Consider the following 16,391-nt stretch of genomic DNA (forward strand, 5'->3'; position numbering starts at 1 on the left):
TAAAGAGAATAGATAATAATGAATAAAGAGGTTGTCCCAAGGCAACCTCTTTATTCATTGATTCTATATTTTTAAGTATTAATTTTATATTTAATAATAGCTTTTTATTAAGATGAAAGTAATTTACTTAATTTTGCATTTTAGTTTGTTCATATTTAACATATTCATTATTAATAGCTGAAATATTGTTATCTAATTCTTCAAGGCTTCTAGTTTGTAAGTCCATATTAGCAGCAATTTCTTCTGAAAGGGCTGAATGCTCTTGAGAAATAGTACTAACATTATCCATTATAGATAAAACATTATCTTTTTCTGTGGAAGCAGCAGTTAGATTTTCTATACAGCTATCAATTTCCTTAACAGATTCACTAATTGAAGATTTTATATTAGTAAAACTACCTTTAGTACTTTGTAAAGTTTTTTGTTGATTATCAACGGCAATTCCGCCATTTTCCATAGCTTTAGATGCATTTATAATATCACTCTTAATATCATCTAATATATTAGTTATACTTTCTACAGCTTGTTTAGAATTCTCAGCAAGCTTTCTAACTTCTCCAGCAACTACAGAAAAACCTTTTCCAGCTTCTCCAGCTCTTGCTGCTTCAATTGCTGCATTTAAAGATAGCAAGTTTGTTTGAGATGCAATTTGGCTAATAGAATCAGTAATAGTATTTACAGATTCTAATTTTGAAACTAGAGAATTTACAGTAGAACTAACAGTTTTAAAAGCTTCTTGTAAGGAATTTAATGAACTATCTAAATCAGTAAAAGTATTTAAACCTTCATCAGCCACCTTATCTGTATCTAGAACTGTTATTTGAACATTAGTTATATTATAAGCTAATTGTTCCATACGTGTATTAAAGCTTTCTAAAATAGTTCTTGCATTATTTATTTCTTCAGCTTGAGTTAATGAAGCATTAGTTAATGATGATAATGAATTATTAACATCAGTAATAGCACCAGATATTCTAGAACTATTTTCCCCTAAATTAAACATTTCTCTTCTAAATTTTTCAGCGACATCTTCTCTTTCTTTAATCTCCTCAGTTACCATTGAATCATTGATTTCATTGTTGTCTTTCACTAATTTAGTAGCTTTTTTCTTAGAAAATAACCCCATTTTACAACCTCCTAATTTTATCCTTTCCATCTCGAGCCATTTCTTTAATTTTTTGTGGTGCACCTATAGATGTAATGACTTCTGAAAACCATCTAAAGGCTGTTTTTTCCTCATTTATTCTTCTATTTATTTCTCCTATTAGAAACATAATAGAAAATCTATCTAATCCATAAACAGGTAGCTTTTCGTTTATATATGTATCGTTAAAAGAAAGTAAAGCTTGATTTAAATAAACTTTTTCATTAGTTTCATCTGATAATAATCTATACATCCAAGCTATTTTTAAGCATATCATTGCTTTAGTACTTTCTTTCCCTTCAATTACTACAGCATTTAATAAAGCTAGTTTATATCTTTCTATGGCTACCTTTTCATTAAATGGAATTGGATAATCTCTATTAACCCATTTAGATGTAATTTTTGATTTTACTAATTCTATTTGGTATTTTCTAATATTATGAAAATCTACTTTTAAAGAAGAGTACCCACAGGTAGGGCATATCCATACTTCATAGAAATAAGGATTCTCAACTAAGTATCGGATAAATAGATCTGAATCTCTAGACTTTACTCTAGGAGCAGTTACCTTAACAGATAAGGTTTTAAATTTTTTTTCGCATACTGGGCATACTATATCTTTAAAAAATAAGTTATTTATATGTATATTATTTCTTTCGGTTTCAACAGGTAAATCTTTAACATTAGTATTTTCTAATAGCGTTGTCATAGGTTATCACCTCTTGTTACTAATACTATCTAATTATAGCATAATTTAGTAAAAAGTGTAGATGAAATAATTAATTTAGAGAAATAAGATTTTGATTACACATATTAAGTTTTTTGATATAATAATTAAGGTGAAGTTTGAAAAGGGTGATAAAATATGGCGATAAATGATTGGAAGAGTTTTTTCATGCCTTATGAGCAGGCAGTTGAAGAATTAAAAGTTAAGCTCAAGAGTATAAGAAAAGAATATAGAAAAAGAAGTGAGTACTCACCAATTGAGTTTGTAACTGGAAGAGTGAAAGAACTTTCAAGTTTATTGGAGAAAGCTAATAAATTTGAAATTCCAGTAGATAGACTTCAATATGAAATTGAAGATATAGCTGGAATAAGAATAATGTGTCAATTTGTAGATGATATAGATAATGTAGTTGAAATAATAAGAAGAAGAAAGGATATGCAAATCCTTTATGAAAAGGACTATGTTAGAGGCGTAAAAGAAAGTGGTTATAGAAGTTACCACATGGTAATAAAATACCCAGTTAATATGGCAGATGGACAAAAGGAAATACTAGCTGAGTTTCAAATAAGAACTTTAGCAATGAATTTCTGGGCTACAATTGAACACTCCTTAAATTATAAATATAAAAAGCAGTTGCCAGATGTAGTAAGAGATAAATTGAAAAGAGCAGCAGATGCAGCCTTTGAATTGGATGAACTTATGTTAGATATTAAAGATGAAATAAAGGATGCTCAAAGATTATTTGAAATTAAATCAGATATCATTACTAATATAATGAATAATATTTTAACTTTAAAATCCTTTGGAAAAACTCAAGAAGCAAATAGATTTGAAAGTTCATTAAATAAGTTAGTTGAAGATGGAGAAATAAATGAATTAAATAACCTTCTAGTTTTAGTAAAGAGAGAAGTTAAAAAATATAGAGATTAAATTAATATAACTAAATTAAAAATATAAAAAAAGGCTAAGATTATAAAATAATCTTAGCTTTAAAATTAACTTTTAATTATCTTCTCTTTCCCATATTAAAGAGCCATCCTCTTCATCAATTCTAGAGAAGTACAAATCATTTAATACGGATAACTTATCTGTATTTATTTTATAAATTTTAACAATATCATAGTCACTATCTTCTAGATGAGTTAAATCTGAATTATAATTAGTTAGAGGTAAGTTAGAATTTTCTTCCATTAAATAGTCACTATCTTCAAATAAGTGGAGCATAACACCCTTATTTCTTAAAACTACAGCTAAGTTACTAGTTCTTTTTAATTTAGTTTTATTCATACAAACACCCCTTTTATATTTTTATGTATTTTATATAAACATTTTATCATAAGTGTGAGTATTTTACCAATTTATTCTACCATTAAAGTTTAAACTAGAAATTAATATAGGAATTTCGTTTTCTTTACCACATAAGATACTTAACTGTATAAATGAATTTATTGGTAAAAAGATGAAGTAAGAACTAAGAGTTAAAAACTATTTTAAGAGGTTTTAACAAGAGTAAATTAATAAATACATATTTATAAAGAAATTATATATAAAAATATTGACAATGATAATCTTTATCAACTATAATTAGATTCAGTTGATATAGATTATCAAATAACGGGAGTGAGTATATGACTAAAAAATCTTTATTGGCTATTACTATTATCTTATCAGTAATATCCATCTTTATTGGAGTGTCTAATATAAACATATTGAATTTAAGTTCTTCAGATATAGAAGTTCTTATGATAAGTAGGTTTCCTCGGTTGCTAAGTATATTAGTTGCAGGTATGGGAATGAGTATAAGTGGTGTTATTATGCAACAAATAAGTAATAACAAATTTATTTCACCTAGTACAGCGGCAACTGTAGACTCAGCAAAATTAGGAGTTTTATTTTCTTTAATTATATTTTCATCAGCTAATATATTTCAAAAAATGATGCTGTCTTTTGTATTTTCATTAGCAGGAACATTTATTTTCATGACTATTTTGAAGAAGATAAAAATAAAAAATGTTATTTTTATACCATTAGTTGGTATTATGTTAGGAAATGTAATAGGATCAATAACAGATTTTTTTGCATATAAGTACAATTTAAATCAAAGTATGGGTGCATTTTTGCAAGGAAATTTTTCAACGGTATTAAAGGGAAATTATGAAATACTATATTTAAGCATTCCGCTATTAATTATAGCATTTTCATATGTACATAAATTTACCTTAGCTGGTATGGGAGAAGAAATGTCAGTAAGCCTTGGACTAAATTATAAGAGAGTAACTAATCTAGGAGTTGTAATAGTAGCTATAATTTCATCATTAGTTGTAATTACTGTAGGTAGCATTCCTTTTGTAGGACTAATAATACCTAATATAGTTTCTATATGGAAAGGGGACAACTTAAAGAACAATATGCCAATAGTTGCACTTCTTGGAGCAAGTTTTGTATTGGGATGCGATATTATAAGTCGTCTAATAATTGCCCCTTATGAAATACCTATAGATTTAACTATTGGAGTTATTGGAGCTGTAATATTCCTTTATTTAATATTTAGGAGGAATAAATAATGCAAAATAATAAGAAAAAAATAATTATATTATCTATAGTTGCAATAACATTTTTAGTTTTATTTGTTGTATGGGGATTAACAGCTAAAAATTATAGATTTAATTTATCTATTAGAATTCCTAAGGTTCTTGGAATATTAATAGCAGGTGCCACAATATCTGTAGCATCAATATTATTCCAAACTATAACTAACAATAGAATTATTACACCAAGTATTATAGGTTTAGATTCTTTATATGGTTTAGTACAAACCATAGTAGTATTTCTATTTGGATCAACTTCAATAATTATGGTAAACAAAACCATAAACTTTTTATTATCAGGAACCTTAATGGTTATTTTAGCAATGATACTTTTTAAAGTTGTTTTAAAAAAGAGCAAAAACAACATATTCTTTTTATTATTAGTAGGAACAGTAGTTGGTATTTTATTTAGAAGTTTATCATCTTTTATGCAAGTAATTATAGATCCAAATGAATTTGATGCTCTTCAAGCAAAGTTATTTGCTTCCTTTAGTTTAGTTAATACAAAGATATTATTAGTTTCAGTAATTATATTAATTATAATGGCAATTATATTATATAAGGATTTTCATAAATTAGATGTTATGTCATTAGGAAGAGAACAAGCTATCAACCTAGGGGTAAATTACGATAAATTTAGTAAAAAAATACTTGTTTTTGTTGCAATACTAGTTTCTTTGTCAACAGCTTTAGTAGGTCCAATAACCTTCTTAGGAATAATAGTTGTTAACTTAACTTATGAAATAACAAAAACCTATAAACATTCAGAACTTCTTATAGTTGGAACTCTTATAAGTATTATTGCTTTAGTTGGAGGACAATTCTTAGTGGAAAGAGTATTTAATTTTACAACAACTATAAGTATAATAATTAACTTTATTGGTGGAATTTACTTTATAAATCTATTATTAAAGGAGAGTAAGCTATGATAGAAGTAAAAAATATTAATAAAAGCTATGGAAGTAAAAAAGTTGTAGATGATGTATCTTTTAATATAGAAGAAGGAAAAATTACTTCTTTTATAGGCCCAAATGGAGCAGGTAAAAGTACAGTATTATCTATAATATCAAGGCTTTTAGATGCTGATTCAGGAGAAGTTTTTGTGGATGGTAAAGAAATAAAAGAATGGAATTCAAAAGAGCTATCTAAAAAGCTTTCAATATTAAAGCAAAGTAATACTTTAAATATAAGATTAACTATAAGGGAATTAGTTTCCTTTGGAAGATTCCCATATTGTGAAGGTAAATTAAAAAAAGAAGATGAGAAATTTGTAGAGGATGCTTTAAATTATATGCAGCTTACGGATATTCAAGATAAATATCTTGATGAATTATCTGGTGGACAAAAACAAAGAGCATATATAGCAATGATATTAGCCCAAGATACAGATTATATACTTTTAGATGAGCCATTAAATAATTTAGATATGAAGCATTCAGCAGAAATGATGAGGATGCTAAGGCAAATGGTTAATGATTTTGGGAAAACAATAATTATAGTAATTCACGATATTAATTTTGCATCCTGCTATTCAGATAATATAGTAGCATTAAAGGATGGAAAATTAGTAAAACATACAACAACTGAAGATATGATAACGGAAAATAATTTAAGTTGTCTTTATGATATGAATTTCAATATTAGAGAAGTTAACAACCAAAAAATATGTATTTATTTTTAAATAGTATAAGAAGTTGAAAAATAATATTTATATAAAATGGAGGAATTATAAATGAAAAAAAGATTTTTAGGTCTATTGAGTATGGTTATGCTATTACTAGTTGGAGTAGTAGGATGTAGTACAGCAAATACAGAAGAAGCAGCAAAGGAAGAAAATAAAACAGTAGTTGTTACAGATCAAAAGGGTGAAGTTGAAGTACCAGTTAATCCTAAAAATGTTGTAGTATTAGACTTAGGTTCATTAGATATAATGACAAAATTAGGTGTTGAGCCAGTAGCGCTACCAAAATCTTCTTTACCATCATATTTAGAAAAGTATAAAGATGATAAATATGTTGATTTAGGATCTTTAAAGGAATTTGATTTAGAAAAAATAAATGAAGTTGAACCAGATTTAATTATAATAGAAGGAAGACAAGAATCATTTTATGAAGATTTAAAGAAAATCGCTCCAGTATTATACTTAGGTACAGCTAATAGCGATATATTTACTTCAGTTGAAAATAATGCTAAGGCATTAGGAAAAGTATTTAATAATGAAGAAGGCGTAACTAAAGAATTAGAAAGCATAAACAAGAGATTAGAAGCAGTAAATGCAAAGGTTAAAGAAAACAATGCAACAGCATTAATGACAATGTTTAATGAAGGTTCTTTATCAGTTTATGGTGAAGGTTCAAGATATGATATGGTTTATAGCAAGTTTGGATTTACTCCAGCTGATACACAAATAGAAGCATCAACTCATGGACAAAATATTTCATTTGAATACTTAAAAGAAAAGAACCCAGATTATTTATTTGTTTTAGATAGAGGAGCTATAACTGGAGCACAAGCATCAGTTAAAGAAACTGTAGAAAATGAATTAATAAAGACAACTAAAGCATATGAAAATGGACATATTATATATGTAAATCCACAAGCTTGGTATGTTGGTGGAAGTGGAATAATGGCAATAGATACTATTATTTCAGATATGGAAACTGCCTTAAATATTAAGTAATTAAATAGAGAATAATTAAATATAATAAAAGGAAATTCAAAAAACTAATGAATTTCCTTTTTTTATTTATAATAAGTAAAAGAAATTAAAATTTATAAAAAAATATTTAATTTTACTATTTACAACTAATAATAATTATTATATAATAATCTATGTCGAGAGATGAAAGCAGAAATAAATTAAATGTGGAAATTATAATATAGGAGGAGTTTAATTATGAAAAAATTTGTTTGTACAATATGTGGATATGTATATGAAGGTGAAGCTGCACCAGCAGAATGCCCAATATGTAAAGCAGGAGCAGATAAGTTCATAGAACAAACTGGAGATTTAAAATGGGCTGATGAACACAGAGTTGGAGTTGCAAAGGATGTAGATCCAAGAATTATGGAAGGATTACAAGCTAACTTCATGGGAGAATGTACAGAAGTAGGAATGTACTTAGCAATGTCAAGACAAGCTGATAGAGAAGGATTCCCAGAAGTTGCAGAAGCATATAAGAGAATAGCTTTCGAAGAAGCAGAACATGCTGCAAAATTCGCTGAACTTATAGGAGAAGTAGTAGTAGCTGATACAAAGGCTAACCTACAAGCAAGAGTTGATGCAGAACATGGTGCTTGCCAAGGAAAAATGGATTTAGCTAAATTAGCTAAGGAATTAAACTTAGATGCTATTCATGACACAGTTCATGAAATGTGTAAAGATGAAGCTAGACACGGTCAAGCATTCAAAGGATTATTAGATAGATATTTCCAATAAGATAGAAATTTATAAAGCATAAATATATAAACAAAAGAAACTACTTAGGTTTAAAAACTCAATTGTAGTTTCTTTTTTTGTATCTAAAATCATATAATCCTTTATTTAGAATTCTTAATATTCATCTTTTATGATAAGTACCCAATATAATAGACCACCTAACATATATGCAAAAATGTCCCATATATCTGATACGGTATCTATTCGATATAAAGGTGTGATAAATTCCCAGAAGATTCCGCAAGAAAGCATTAATAATTCTATCTGCCATAATTTAGACAGTACAATATTACGAAAACTTAAGATGATATTAGTATATGCGGTAAATGTCATACCGCCTATTATGTCATTAAAATAAGAAGACATAAACCATTTAATAGCTTCATTTGGTATTTGCCCTTTAAATTCTTCATTAATCAAATATAGTAAAATAGTAATGAATATTATTATTAAATTTTTTTTCTTAGAAAAAAGAAAAGATTATAAGTGCAACTAATACTGCACCTACCATTCCCCAAAAAGATAATCCATTGCCACCATCTTTAGACATATCAATACCCCCCCATAAGTAATATTTCTACATATTTATAGATTTATTTTACCATTTATAGATTAGCTTTTCAATGTAGTATCTTAATGTGTAAAATAATTATATAAAAAGATTTCTTAAATAAATGTATATTAAAACAGGCAACTAAGTTTAAATATTTATAAAAATAGATTATAATTTAATGAAATGAAAAATAATATTTCTATGAAGAATTGAGGTGAGGTTAATGAATGTATCTATTATATTATTTGTATCCTATTTAATTAACATTTTATTTGCACTTTCACTAATATTTATTGAAAGAAAAGAGCCAAATACCACATGGGCATGGTTAATAATTCTTTTAGTTCTTCCTGGTATTGGATTTATAATATATTTATTATTTGGCCAAAATTTAAGTAGACAAAAAATATTTAGGGAAAAGAAAGTAACAGATGAAAGAAAGGTAAAGGAATTATTAGAAAAATTTAAAAAAGAAAAAGAAAATAGTAATATAGCTGAAGAATTTATGGACCTTATTAGAATGAATTATAATAATTCTGGGGTATTATATACCTGTGGAAATAAGGTTGATACTTTTATAGATGGTGAAGAAAAATTCAAAGCTTTAATAAAAGATATTAGATCTGCAGAAAAGTTTATACATATAGAATATTACATATTTAGAATGGATGGTTTAGGTAAAACTATAATTAATGAACTTAAGAAAAAGGTTGAAGAAGGTGTTGAAGTTAGACTTTTAGTAGATGGAATGGGATCTAAAAGTTTAAGAGGTAATAAAGTAAAATATATAAGAAGCCTTGGCATTAAATTTTATTTGTTTTTCCCAGGATTTCTACCTTATATTAATACACGTGTGAATTTTAGAAATCATAGAAAAATAGTTGTTATAGATGGAAAAGTTGGATATGTTGGTGGATTTAATGTTGGAGATGAGTACATAAATAAAGGAAAGCAATTTGAGTATTGGAGAGACACTCATATTAGAATTCAAGGAGAGGCAGTTAACGAATTAAATAAAAGGTTTATTTTAGATTGGGATTATGCATCAGAAGGTGAGCTGAAAAATTATGATGACTATTTCATAGATCAAGAAGAGTATGGAAATATAGGAATTCAAATAATTTCTTCTGGGCCTGACCATAAAGAGGAATTTATAAAGAATGCATATATGAAAATAATTAATAATGCAAAGGAAAGAATTTACATACAAACACCATATCTAGTTCCTGACGAGCCAATTAAAGAAGCATTAAAAATAGCAGCTTTATCAGGAGTAGATGTAAGAATTATGGTTCCAGGTAAACCAGATCACTTCTTTATGGAATGGATATTAAGTGCTAATATGGGAGAACTTATGGAATCTGGTGTTAGGATTTATAAGTATCAAAAGGGATTTATTCATTCTAAAACTATTACTGCAGATGGAAAGGTTGCTAGTATTGGAACTGCAAATTTAGATATTAGAAGTTTTCAACTTAATTTTGAGATTAATGCAATAATTTTTGATAGCGATTTTACCAAAGAACAGGAAGAAATATTTGCAAATGATATTAAGGATAGTAAACAAGTTATTCTTGAAGAGTATGATACTAGAGGAAGATATATAAGAATTAAAGAGGCATTAATTAGACTTATAGCTCCAATACTATAATATTATCAGCATATTCACGAATTATTAATTTTTTCTAATATATGTTATTAAAAAATGAAAATATTCACAATTATATTGACAATCTATTTTGCTTTGGTATAATTAGGTAAAGAAATTTAGATTTATGGAGGACTTTATGAAAGGAATTATAAACAAAATAGTAAATTTTAATAACTTTTTTTACTTTATGTTCTGGGGCTTTTTCTTTAGCGCTGGCTATTTTGTTTACAAAAAAATAATTCTTTTCAAAGTGAGTTTTTAACATAAATTTATATATTTTGTTTTATGAATATATGGTTATTACAAGAGAACTCCTAGGAGTTCTCTTTTTTATACAAATAAAATAAAAAATATTTAATAATAAAAGGGGGCATTATTCATGGTAATAATTTTAAAACCAAAAACAAATGAATTAGAAATTAAAAAGCTAACAGAAGAATTAGAGAAAGAGGGGGTAAAGGTTAATCCTGTAATTGGATCTGATTTAATTATATTAGGACTTGTAGGAGATACAAGTAAAATAGATCCATTAAAAATAGAAGCTAATGATATAGTAGAAAAGGTTATGCATGTTCAAGAACCTTTTAAAAAAGCAAATAGATTATTCCATCCAGATGATAGTATAATAAAAGTTGGGGATAGTGAAATTGGTGGAAATAAAATAGCTATGATAGCTGGACCGTGTTCAGTTGAAAGTGAAGAGCAATTAACTTATATAGCAGAATCAGTTAAGAAATTAGGGGCAAATTTCTTAAGAGGTGGTGCATTTAAGCCAAGAACTTCACCATATAGTTTCCAAGGCTTAAAGCATGATGGACTTGAGCTTTTAAAAATAGCTAGAGAAAAAACAGGATTACCTATAGTGACAGAAATAATGTCACCATATGATGTTGAAATATTTGAAAGAGATGTTGATGTTATTCAAGTTGGTGCAAGAAATATGCAAAACTTTGACTTATTAAATGAACTAGGAAGAACAAGAAAGCCTATACTATTAAAAAGAGGATTATCAGCTACAATAGAAGAATGGCTTATGTCAGCAGAATATATAATGGCAGGTGGAAATGAAAATGTAATTCTTTGTGAGAGAGGAATAAGAACCTTTGAGACTTACACAAGAAATACCCTTGATTTAAGTGCAATACCAGCTGTTAAGAAATTAAGTCATTTACCTATAATAGTAGATCCTAGCCATGCTACAGGAAAGAGATTTATGATATCTCCACTAGCAAAAGCAGCAATAGCAGTAGGAGCAGATGGATTAATAATAGAAGTTCATAACAATCCAGAAAAAGCACTTTGCGATGGACCACAATCTATTAGACCAGACCATTATGAATCACTAGTTCAAGAACTAAAAGCAATTGCGGCAGCAGTAGGAAAAGAACTTTAATAATGCATAATGCGTAATGCACAATGCATAATTAAGGTGAAAACTCTTATAGAGTTTTGGAAAATGAAAGAATGAAGTTTCTCTTTTGCATCCGCAAAATCGAAATGAAAGAATGAAATAATTAAGGAATAAATTCTTTAGGAATTTATAATATTTCATAATTCAGCTTGTCTGAATTATTTCCACAATTATGCATTATGCATTATTAATTATGCATTAAAAGGAGGCTGTGTTTACATGAAGTTAACTGTAGATTTATCTCACAGTAGTTATGATATAATTATACAAAAGGGTTTGCTTAATAATTTAAGTAAGGAAATATCTGAAGTATTTAAGGGTAAAAAGATATTTGTATTAACGGATAAAAATGTTGATAAGTTTTATGGAGACAGGGTTTTTAAGGAATTATCTGATTTTGGATATGATACTAAGAAGCTAGTTCTTGAAGCTGGAGAGGAAACTAAGAGTTTTTTTACTTTACCAAAGATTTATGATGAGCTTTTAAATTTTAAGCTTACAAGAAGTGATTTAATTATAACTTTAGGTGGTGGAGTAATTGGAGATTTAGGTGGTTTTGTGGCATCTACATATCTTAGAGGAATTTCATTTATACAGGTTCCTACAACATTATTGGCACAAGTAGATAGTAGTGTAGGTGGAAAAGTAGGTATAGATTTAGATAGAGGTAAAAATCTTGTAGGTAGTTTTTATCATCCTAAAAAAGTCATAATAGATCCAGAGGTTTTAAAATCTCTAAGTGACAGAGTATTTAATGATGGTATGGCAGAAGTAATAAAATATGGATGCATAAAAGATAAAGAATTCTTTGATAAGTTAATGAAATATAAAGATAAAGAAGAAGTTATGAACAATATTGAGTATATTATTCACAACTGTTGCAAAATAAAAAAAGAAGTTGTGGAAAAAGATGAAAAAGATACTGGCGAAAGAATGCTTTTAAACTTTGGTCATACAATAGGGCATGCCATTGAGAAATATTATAAATATAATAAATATACTCATGGAGAAGCTGTAGCTATAGGAATGTATGAAATTACAAAAATAAGTGAAGCATCTTTTGAAACAGAAAAAGGAACAGCAGATATAATTAAGAATATATTAATTAAGTATAATCTTCCTTATAAACTAGAGATTAATCTTAATGAAATAAAAGAAACAATTTCATTAGATAAAAAGAATATAAATAACAAACTAAATTTAATATTTCTAAACAAAATTGGAGAAAGCAAAATAGTACAAAGAGATAGTTTATAAGTAAGAAGTAAGAGTGAAGAAGTATTTCTTCATTCCTTAATTTTTTCATTATAATAAAAAAATAGTAATTTGGAACAAATTACATCAATAATTCTACATTCTACATTTTAATAAGGGGGTTTTTATGCAAGAAATAAAGCTTAATAATAGTAAGTTAAAGGGATTAGTTAAGGTTCCACCTTCTAAAAGCATGGCTCATAGGGCTATAATTTGTGCTGCTTTAGCCAGTGGAGTTTCTATAATAGAAAATATAGATTACTCTGATGATATTAATGCAACTATAGATGGAATGATATCTTTAGGGGCAGTTATTGAAAAAGATGGGGATAAATTAACTATTACAGGGGCCTTTAATAAAGATGTTAAGAGAAATTCAGTTAGAACTATAGATTGTAATGAATCAGGTTCTACACTTAGATTTTTAGTTCCTGTATCTCTTTTATTTGATGGTATTACTAAATTTGTTGGAAGAGGCAATTTGGGTAAAAGGCCATTAGATACTTATTATGATATATTTAAGGAACAAGGAATTAGTTATAATACAGTTGATGGTAGATTAAGTTTAATGGTTAAGGGAAAATTAGTTAGTGGCGAATTTACTTTACCAGGAAATATTAGTTCTCAATTTATAACAGGGCTTTTATTTACTTTACCTTTATTAAAGGAAGATTCAAAGATAATACTTTCTACAGAGCTAGAGTCTAAGGGCTATATAGATTTAACATTAGATTGTATGAGAGACTTTGGTATTTCTATTGAGAATAATAATTACAGAGAATTTGTAATTAAAGGAAATCAGGGCTATGTTTCTAGAAATTATAAAGTTGAAGGAGATTATTCTCAAGGAGCATTTTATTTATGTGCAGATGCCTTAGGCTCTGAAGTTGAAGTTCAAGATTTAAGAAAGGACTCACTTCAAGGAGATAAAGAGGTAATAGAAATTTTAGAAAGAATGGGAGCTAAATTTAATTTTAGTGATAATTTAAGTTGTCATGTAGATGGAGATTTAGTTTCTACAATAATAGATGGGTCACAATGTCCTGATATAATACCTGTAATTTCTTTAGTAGCGGCATTATCAAAAGGGAAAACAGAAATTATTAATGCTGGAAGGCTAAGAATTAAAGAATGTGACAGATTAAAGGCCGTAGCAACTGAGCTTAATAAGCTTGGTGCTAGAATCGAAGAAAAAGAAGAGGGGCTAGTAATATATGGTGTTGAAGAACTAGAAGGCGGAGTAGAAGTATGGAGCTGGAAGGATCATAGAATAGCCATGACTTTAGCAATAGCAGCAACTAGGTGTAAAAAGCCTATAATTATGACAGACTACGATTGTGTAGCAAAATCTTACCCAAGATTTTTTGAGGATTACAAAATGTTAGGAGGGGCTATAAATGAGTGGAGTCTTTGGAAATGATATAAAAATATCTATTTTTGGTGAGTCTCATGGAGCTGCAATTGGAGTTAATATAGATGGACTTCCATCAGGCTTTGAAATTGATATGGATAAGGTGCTATTTGAAATGGGAAGAAGAGCACCAGGGAAAAACCAATTATCTACATCAAGAAAGGAAGCCGATTTACCAGAAATATTAAGTGGATATTTTGAAGGAAAAACTACTGGGACACCACTTTGTGCCATTATAAGAAATGGAGATACTAGATCAAAGGATTATTCAAAAACTAAGGATTTCTTAAGACCTGGTCATGCAGATTATAGTGGTTTTGAAAGATATTCAGGCTTTAATGACTATAGAGGTGGTGGTCATTTTTCAGGAAGACTAACTGCACCTTTAGTATTTGCAGGGGCTATATGTAAGCAAATTTTAGAAGATAAAGGAATAGTTATAGGTGCTCATATAGCATCTATAAAGGAAATAGAAGATGATAGCTTTAACCCTACAAATATTTCTCCTATGGAGTTATTAAATTTAAGAAATAAGGAATTACCATTAATAAATGATTCCTTAGAAGAAAAGATTAAACATAGGATTATGCAAGCAAAGTATGATGGAGATTCAGTAGGGGGAACTATAGAATGTGCTGTAGTTGGAATAAAAGCTGGGGTAGGTAATCCATTTTTTGATTCAATAGAATCAACATTAGCTCATCTTATGTTTTCTGTACCAGCAATAAAAGGAATAGAGTTTGGAAGAGGCTTTGATATGACTAAACTCTTTGGTTCAGAAGCAAATGACGAGTATTATTATGATGGAGATTTAGTGAAAACTAGAACTAATAATAATGGTGGTATCTTAGGTGGAATAAGCAATGGAATGCCTATATTATTTAAAGTAGCAGTAAAACCAACTGCATCTATATTAAAAGAGCAAAATACTGTTGATATAAATAATAAAAAGGATGTTAAATTTAGAATAGAAGGAAGACATGACCCTTGTATAGTACAAAGGGCAGTACCTGTAATAGAAGCAGTTGCTGCAATAGGTATACTAGATTTAATAAAGGGGAGATACTAATGGGGAACTTAGAAGACTATAGAAGAGAAATTGATTCTATAGATAAAGAATTAATAGCTTTATTTGAAAAAAGAATGAATGTTGCCATTAAGGTAGGAGAATATAAAAAGGAAAGAAATCTTCCAATATTCAATGCTAAAAGGGAAGAGGAAGTAATAGAAAAGAATATTAATCTTCTAAGTAATAAAGAATATAGTGAAATCACTAGAATCTATTTTGAAAAAATTATGGAACTTAGTAGGTCCTTGCAAGCAGATTTAATGGAAAAGAATAAGGATAACTTAAAAGTAAATACAATTGAAGATAATGTTAAAATAGGCTATCAAGGTGTTGAAGGTTCCTTTAGTGAAGAGGCATTAAGAAAATATTTTAATTCCTATGATAGCATTAAAAATTATGAGAGCTTTAAGGATGTTTTTAATGCATTAGAAAAAAATGAAATACAATATGCAATACTTCCTATTGAAAATTCATATACTGGAGCAATTACTGAAGTATATGATCTTTTAGTTAAATATAATTTTTATATAGTTGGTGAAGAGTGTATAAAAATAGATCAAAATCTTATGGGAATAGAAGGTGCTAACTTAGATGATATTGAAGAAATATATTCTCATCCCCAAGGCTTTGAACAAAGTAAGGGATTTTTAAGTAGATACCATAATATTAAATTAATTCCCTATCATAATACAGCAATAAGTGCTAAGTTAGTTTCAGATTTAAAGGATAAGAAAAAAGCAGCTATTGGAAGTAAAAGAGCAGCTAAAATTTATGGCTTAAGCATATTAAAAGATAATGTCAATGATAAAAAAGATAATCACACTAAGTTCATAATTATAGGTAAAGAATTAAAATATGATGATACTAGCAATAAAATTAGTGTGGTATTTTCTCTAGAAGATAAGGCAGGTACATTATACAAGTTATTAAGACACTTCGCAGAAAATAACATTAATATGATTAAGATAGAATCAAGACCTAATAAACATGAGTCCTGGAAGTATTTACTTTATGTAGATTTTGAAGGAAACTTAAATGATAGCTTAGTTAAAAATGCTCTAGAGCTTATAGAAAAAAATAGTGGCTACTTTAAAATAATAGGAAACTATATAAATTCAAATAATTAATAACAAAAATCCGGTAA

15 protein-coding genes are annotated in these 16,391 nt (G+C 27.8%); 12 read left to right on the forward strand and 3 right to left on the reverse strand.

Annotation, left to right across the window (positions count from 1 at the left end):
* Window positions 1-127: 127 nt before the first annotated feature.
* Together ACFYH6_RS04485 and ACFYH6_RS04490 are read right to left on the reverse strand one after the other, a co-directional pair.
* On the reverse strand, window positions 128-1,126 hold the full coding sequence (locus ACFYH6_RS04485) for a methyl-accepting chemotaxis protein (RefSeq protein WP_416179624.1): 999 nt from the start codon (window positions 1,124-1,126) through the stop codon (window positions 128-130).
* Between the two features lies 1 nt (window position 1,127).
* Window positions 1,128-1,853 (reverse strand): DUF2225 domain-containing protein, encoded by a 726-nt coding sequence (locus tag ACFYH6_RS04490; protein WP_416179623.1) that lies wholly within the window; start codon window positions 1,851-1,853, stop codon window positions 1,128-1,130.
* Between the two features lie 156 nt (window positions 1,854-2,009).
* Here ACFYH6_RS04490 and ACFYH6_RS04495 point away from each other — a divergent pair, with 156 nt between their 5' ends.
* Window positions 2,010-2,801, forward strand: a complete 792-nt coding sequence (locus ACFYH6_RS04495) for a GTP pyrophosphokinase (RefSeq protein WP_416179622.1) — start codon at window positions 2,010-2,012, stop codon at window positions 2,799-2,801.
* 72 nt (window positions 2,802-2,873) lie between these two features.
* Here ACFYH6_RS04495 and ACFYH6_RS04500 read toward each other — a convergent pair whose 3' ends face one another.
* Window positions 2,874-3,158: a hypothetical protein gene (locus ACFYH6_RS04500; RefSeq protein WP_316344228.1), complete on the reverse strand. Its 285-nt coding sequence runs from the start codon at window positions 3,156-3,158 to the stop codon at window positions 2,874-2,876.
* Between the two features lie 341 nt (window positions 3,159-3,499).
* On the opposite strand from ACFYH6_RS04500, the gene ACFYH6_RS04505 reads away from it, so the two are divergent.
* The 11 genes from ACFYH6_RS04505 to pheA all read left to right on the forward strand — a co-directional run bounded on the left by ACFYH6_RS04505 (window position 3,500) and on the right by pheA (window position 16,374).
* On the forward strand, window positions 3,500-4,435 hold the full coding sequence (locus ACFYH6_RS04505; protein ID WP_316344229.1) for an ABC transporter permease: 936 nt from the start codon (window positions 3,500-3,502) through the stop codon (window positions 4,433-4,435).
* Window positions 4,435-5,388 (forward strand): iron chelate uptake ABC transporter family permease subunit, encoded by a 954-nt coding sequence (locus ACFYH6_RS04510; RefSeq protein WP_416179621.1) that lies wholly within the window; start codon window positions 4,435-4,437, stop codon window positions 5,386-5,388. The genes ACFYH6_RS04505 and ACFYH6_RS04510 overlap by 1 nt, the downstream gene beginning before the upstream one ends.
* On the forward strand, window positions 5,385-6,140 hold the full coding sequence (locus ACFYH6_RS04515; RefSeq protein WP_316344232.1) for an ABC transporter ATP-binding protein: 756 nt from the start codon (window positions 5,385-5,387) through the stop codon (window positions 6,138-6,140). The genes ACFYH6_RS04510 and ACFYH6_RS04515 overlap by 4 nt, the downstream gene beginning before the upstream one ends.
* 51 nt (window positions 6,141-6,191) lie before the next feature.
* Window positions 6,192-7,139, forward strand: coding sequence for a siderophore ABC transporter substrate-binding protein (locus tag ACFYH6_RS04520; protein WP_416179620.1), 948 nt, complete (start codon window positions 6,192-6,194; stop codon window positions 7,137-7,139).
* Window positions 7,140-7,355: 216 nt separating this feature from the next.
* Window positions 7,356-7,898 carry an NADH peroxidase gene (locus ACFYH6_RS04525; protein ID WP_416179619.1) on the forward strand — a complete coding sequence of 181 codons (543 nt, stop codon included), beginning with the start codon at window positions 7,356-7,358 and terminating at the stop codon, window positions 7,896-7,898.
* A gap of 776 nt (window positions 7,899-8,674) precedes the next feature.
* Entirely contained in the window at window positions 8,675-10,102 is a 1,428-nt protein-coding gene (cls, locus tag ACFYH6_RS04530; protein WP_416179618.1) for a cardiolipin synthase, read from the forward strand.
* Between the two features lie 379 nt (window positions 10,103-10,481).
* Window positions 10,482-11,495, forward strand: coding sequence for a 3-deoxy-7-phosphoheptulonate synthase (aroF, locus tag ACFYH6_RS04535; protein WP_316343752.1), 1,014 nt, complete (start codon window positions 10,482-10,484; stop codon window positions 11,493-11,495).
* Window positions 11,496-11,732: 237 nt separating this feature from the next.
* Window positions 11,733-12,770 (forward strand): 3-dehydroquinate synthase, encoded by a 1,038-nt coding sequence (aroB, locus tag ACFYH6_RS04540; RefSeq protein WP_416179617.1) that lies wholly within the window; start codon window positions 11,733-11,735, stop codon window positions 12,768-12,770.
* Window positions 12,771-12,894: 124 nt separating this feature from the next.
* A complete protein-coding gene (gene aroA, locus ACFYH6_RS04545; protein ID WP_416179616.1) occupies window positions 12,895-14,187 on the forward strand; it encodes a 3-phosphoshikimate 1-carboxyvinyltransferase in 1,293 nt (430 codons plus the stop codon).
* Window positions 14,165-15,247 (forward strand): chorismate synthase, encoded by a 1,083-nt coding sequence (gene aroC, locus ACFYH6_RS04550; protein WP_416179615.1) that lies wholly within the window; start codon window positions 14,165-14,167, stop codon window positions 15,245-15,247. Before aroA ends, aroC begins: the two co-directional genes overlap by 23 nt.
* Entirely contained in the window at window positions 15,247-16,374 is a 1,128-nt protein-coding gene (gene pheA / locus ACFYH6_RS04555; protein WP_416179614.1) for a prephenate dehydratase, read from the forward strand. The genes aroC and pheA overlap by 1 nt, the downstream gene beginning before the upstream one ends.
* Window positions 16,375-16,391 lie beyond the last annotated feature (17 nt).

This window comes from Clostridium sp. HCS.1 (genome assembly GCF_047900555.1).
Lineage (GTDB): Bacteria > Bacillota > Clostridia > Clostridiales > Clostridiaceae > Clostridium.

Excerpts from the sequence above, each read along its gene's own strand:
- ACFYH6_RS04485 (WP_416179624.1), bottom strand. The coding sequence starts at position 1,126 with ATGGGGTTATTTTCTAAGAAAAAAGCTACTAAATTAGTGAAAGACAAC.
- ACFYH6_RS04520 (WP_416179620.1), top strand. The coding sequence starts at position 6,192 with ATGAAAAAAAGATTTTTAGGTCTATTGAGTATGGTTATGCTATTACTA.
- ACFYH6_RS04525 (WP_416179619.1), top strand. The coding sequence starts at position 7,356 with ATGAAAAAATTTGTTTGTACAATATGTGGATATGTATATGAAGGTGAA.
- aroA (WP_416179616.1), top strand. The coding sequence starts at position 12,895 with ATGCAAGAAATAAAGCTTAATAATAGTAAGTTAAAGGGATTAGTTAAG.
- ACFYH6_RS04490 (WP_416179623.1), bottom strand. The coding sequence starts at position 1,853 with ATGACAACGCTATTAGAAAATACTAATGTTAAAGATTTACCTGTTGAA.
- aroC (WP_416179615.1), top strand. The coding sequence starts at position 14,165 with ATGAGTGGAGTCTTTGGAAATGATATAAAAATATCTATTTTTGGTGAG.
- pheA (WP_416179614.1), top strand. The coding sequence starts at position 15,247 with ATGGGGAACTTAGAAGACTATAGAAGAGAAATTGATTCTATAGATAAA.
- ACFYH6_RS04495 (WP_416179622.1), top strand. The coding sequence starts at position 2,010 with ATGGCGATAAATGATTGGAAGAGTTTTTTCATGCCTTATGAGCAGGCA.
- aroB (WP_416179617.1), top strand. The coding sequence starts at position 11,733 with ATGAAGTTAACTGTAGATTTATCTCACAGTAGTTATGATATAATTATA.
- aroF (WP_316343752.1), top strand. The coding sequence starts at position 10,482 with ATGGTAATAATTTTAAAACCAAAAACAAATGAATTAGAAATTAAAAAG.
- ACFYH6_RS04505 (WP_316344229.1), top strand. The coding sequence starts at position 3,500 with ATGACTAAAAAATCTTTATTGGCTATTACTATTATCTTATCAGTAATA.
- ACFYH6_RS04515 (WP_316344232.1), top strand. The coding sequence starts at position 5,385 with ATGATAGAAGTAAAAAATATTAATAAAAGCTATGGAAGTAAAAAAGTT.
- cls (WP_416179618.1), top strand. The coding sequence starts at position 8,675 with ATGAATGTATCTATTATATTATTTGTATCCTATTTAATTAACATTTTA.
- ACFYH6_RS04500 (WP_316344228.1), bottom strand. The coding sequence starts at position 3,158 with ATGAATAAAACTAAATTAAAAAGAACTAGTAACTTAGCTGTAGTTTTA.
- ACFYH6_RS04510 (WP_416179621.1), top strand. The coding sequence starts at position 4,435 with ATGCAAAATAATAAGAAAAAAATAATTATATTATCTATAGTTGCAATA.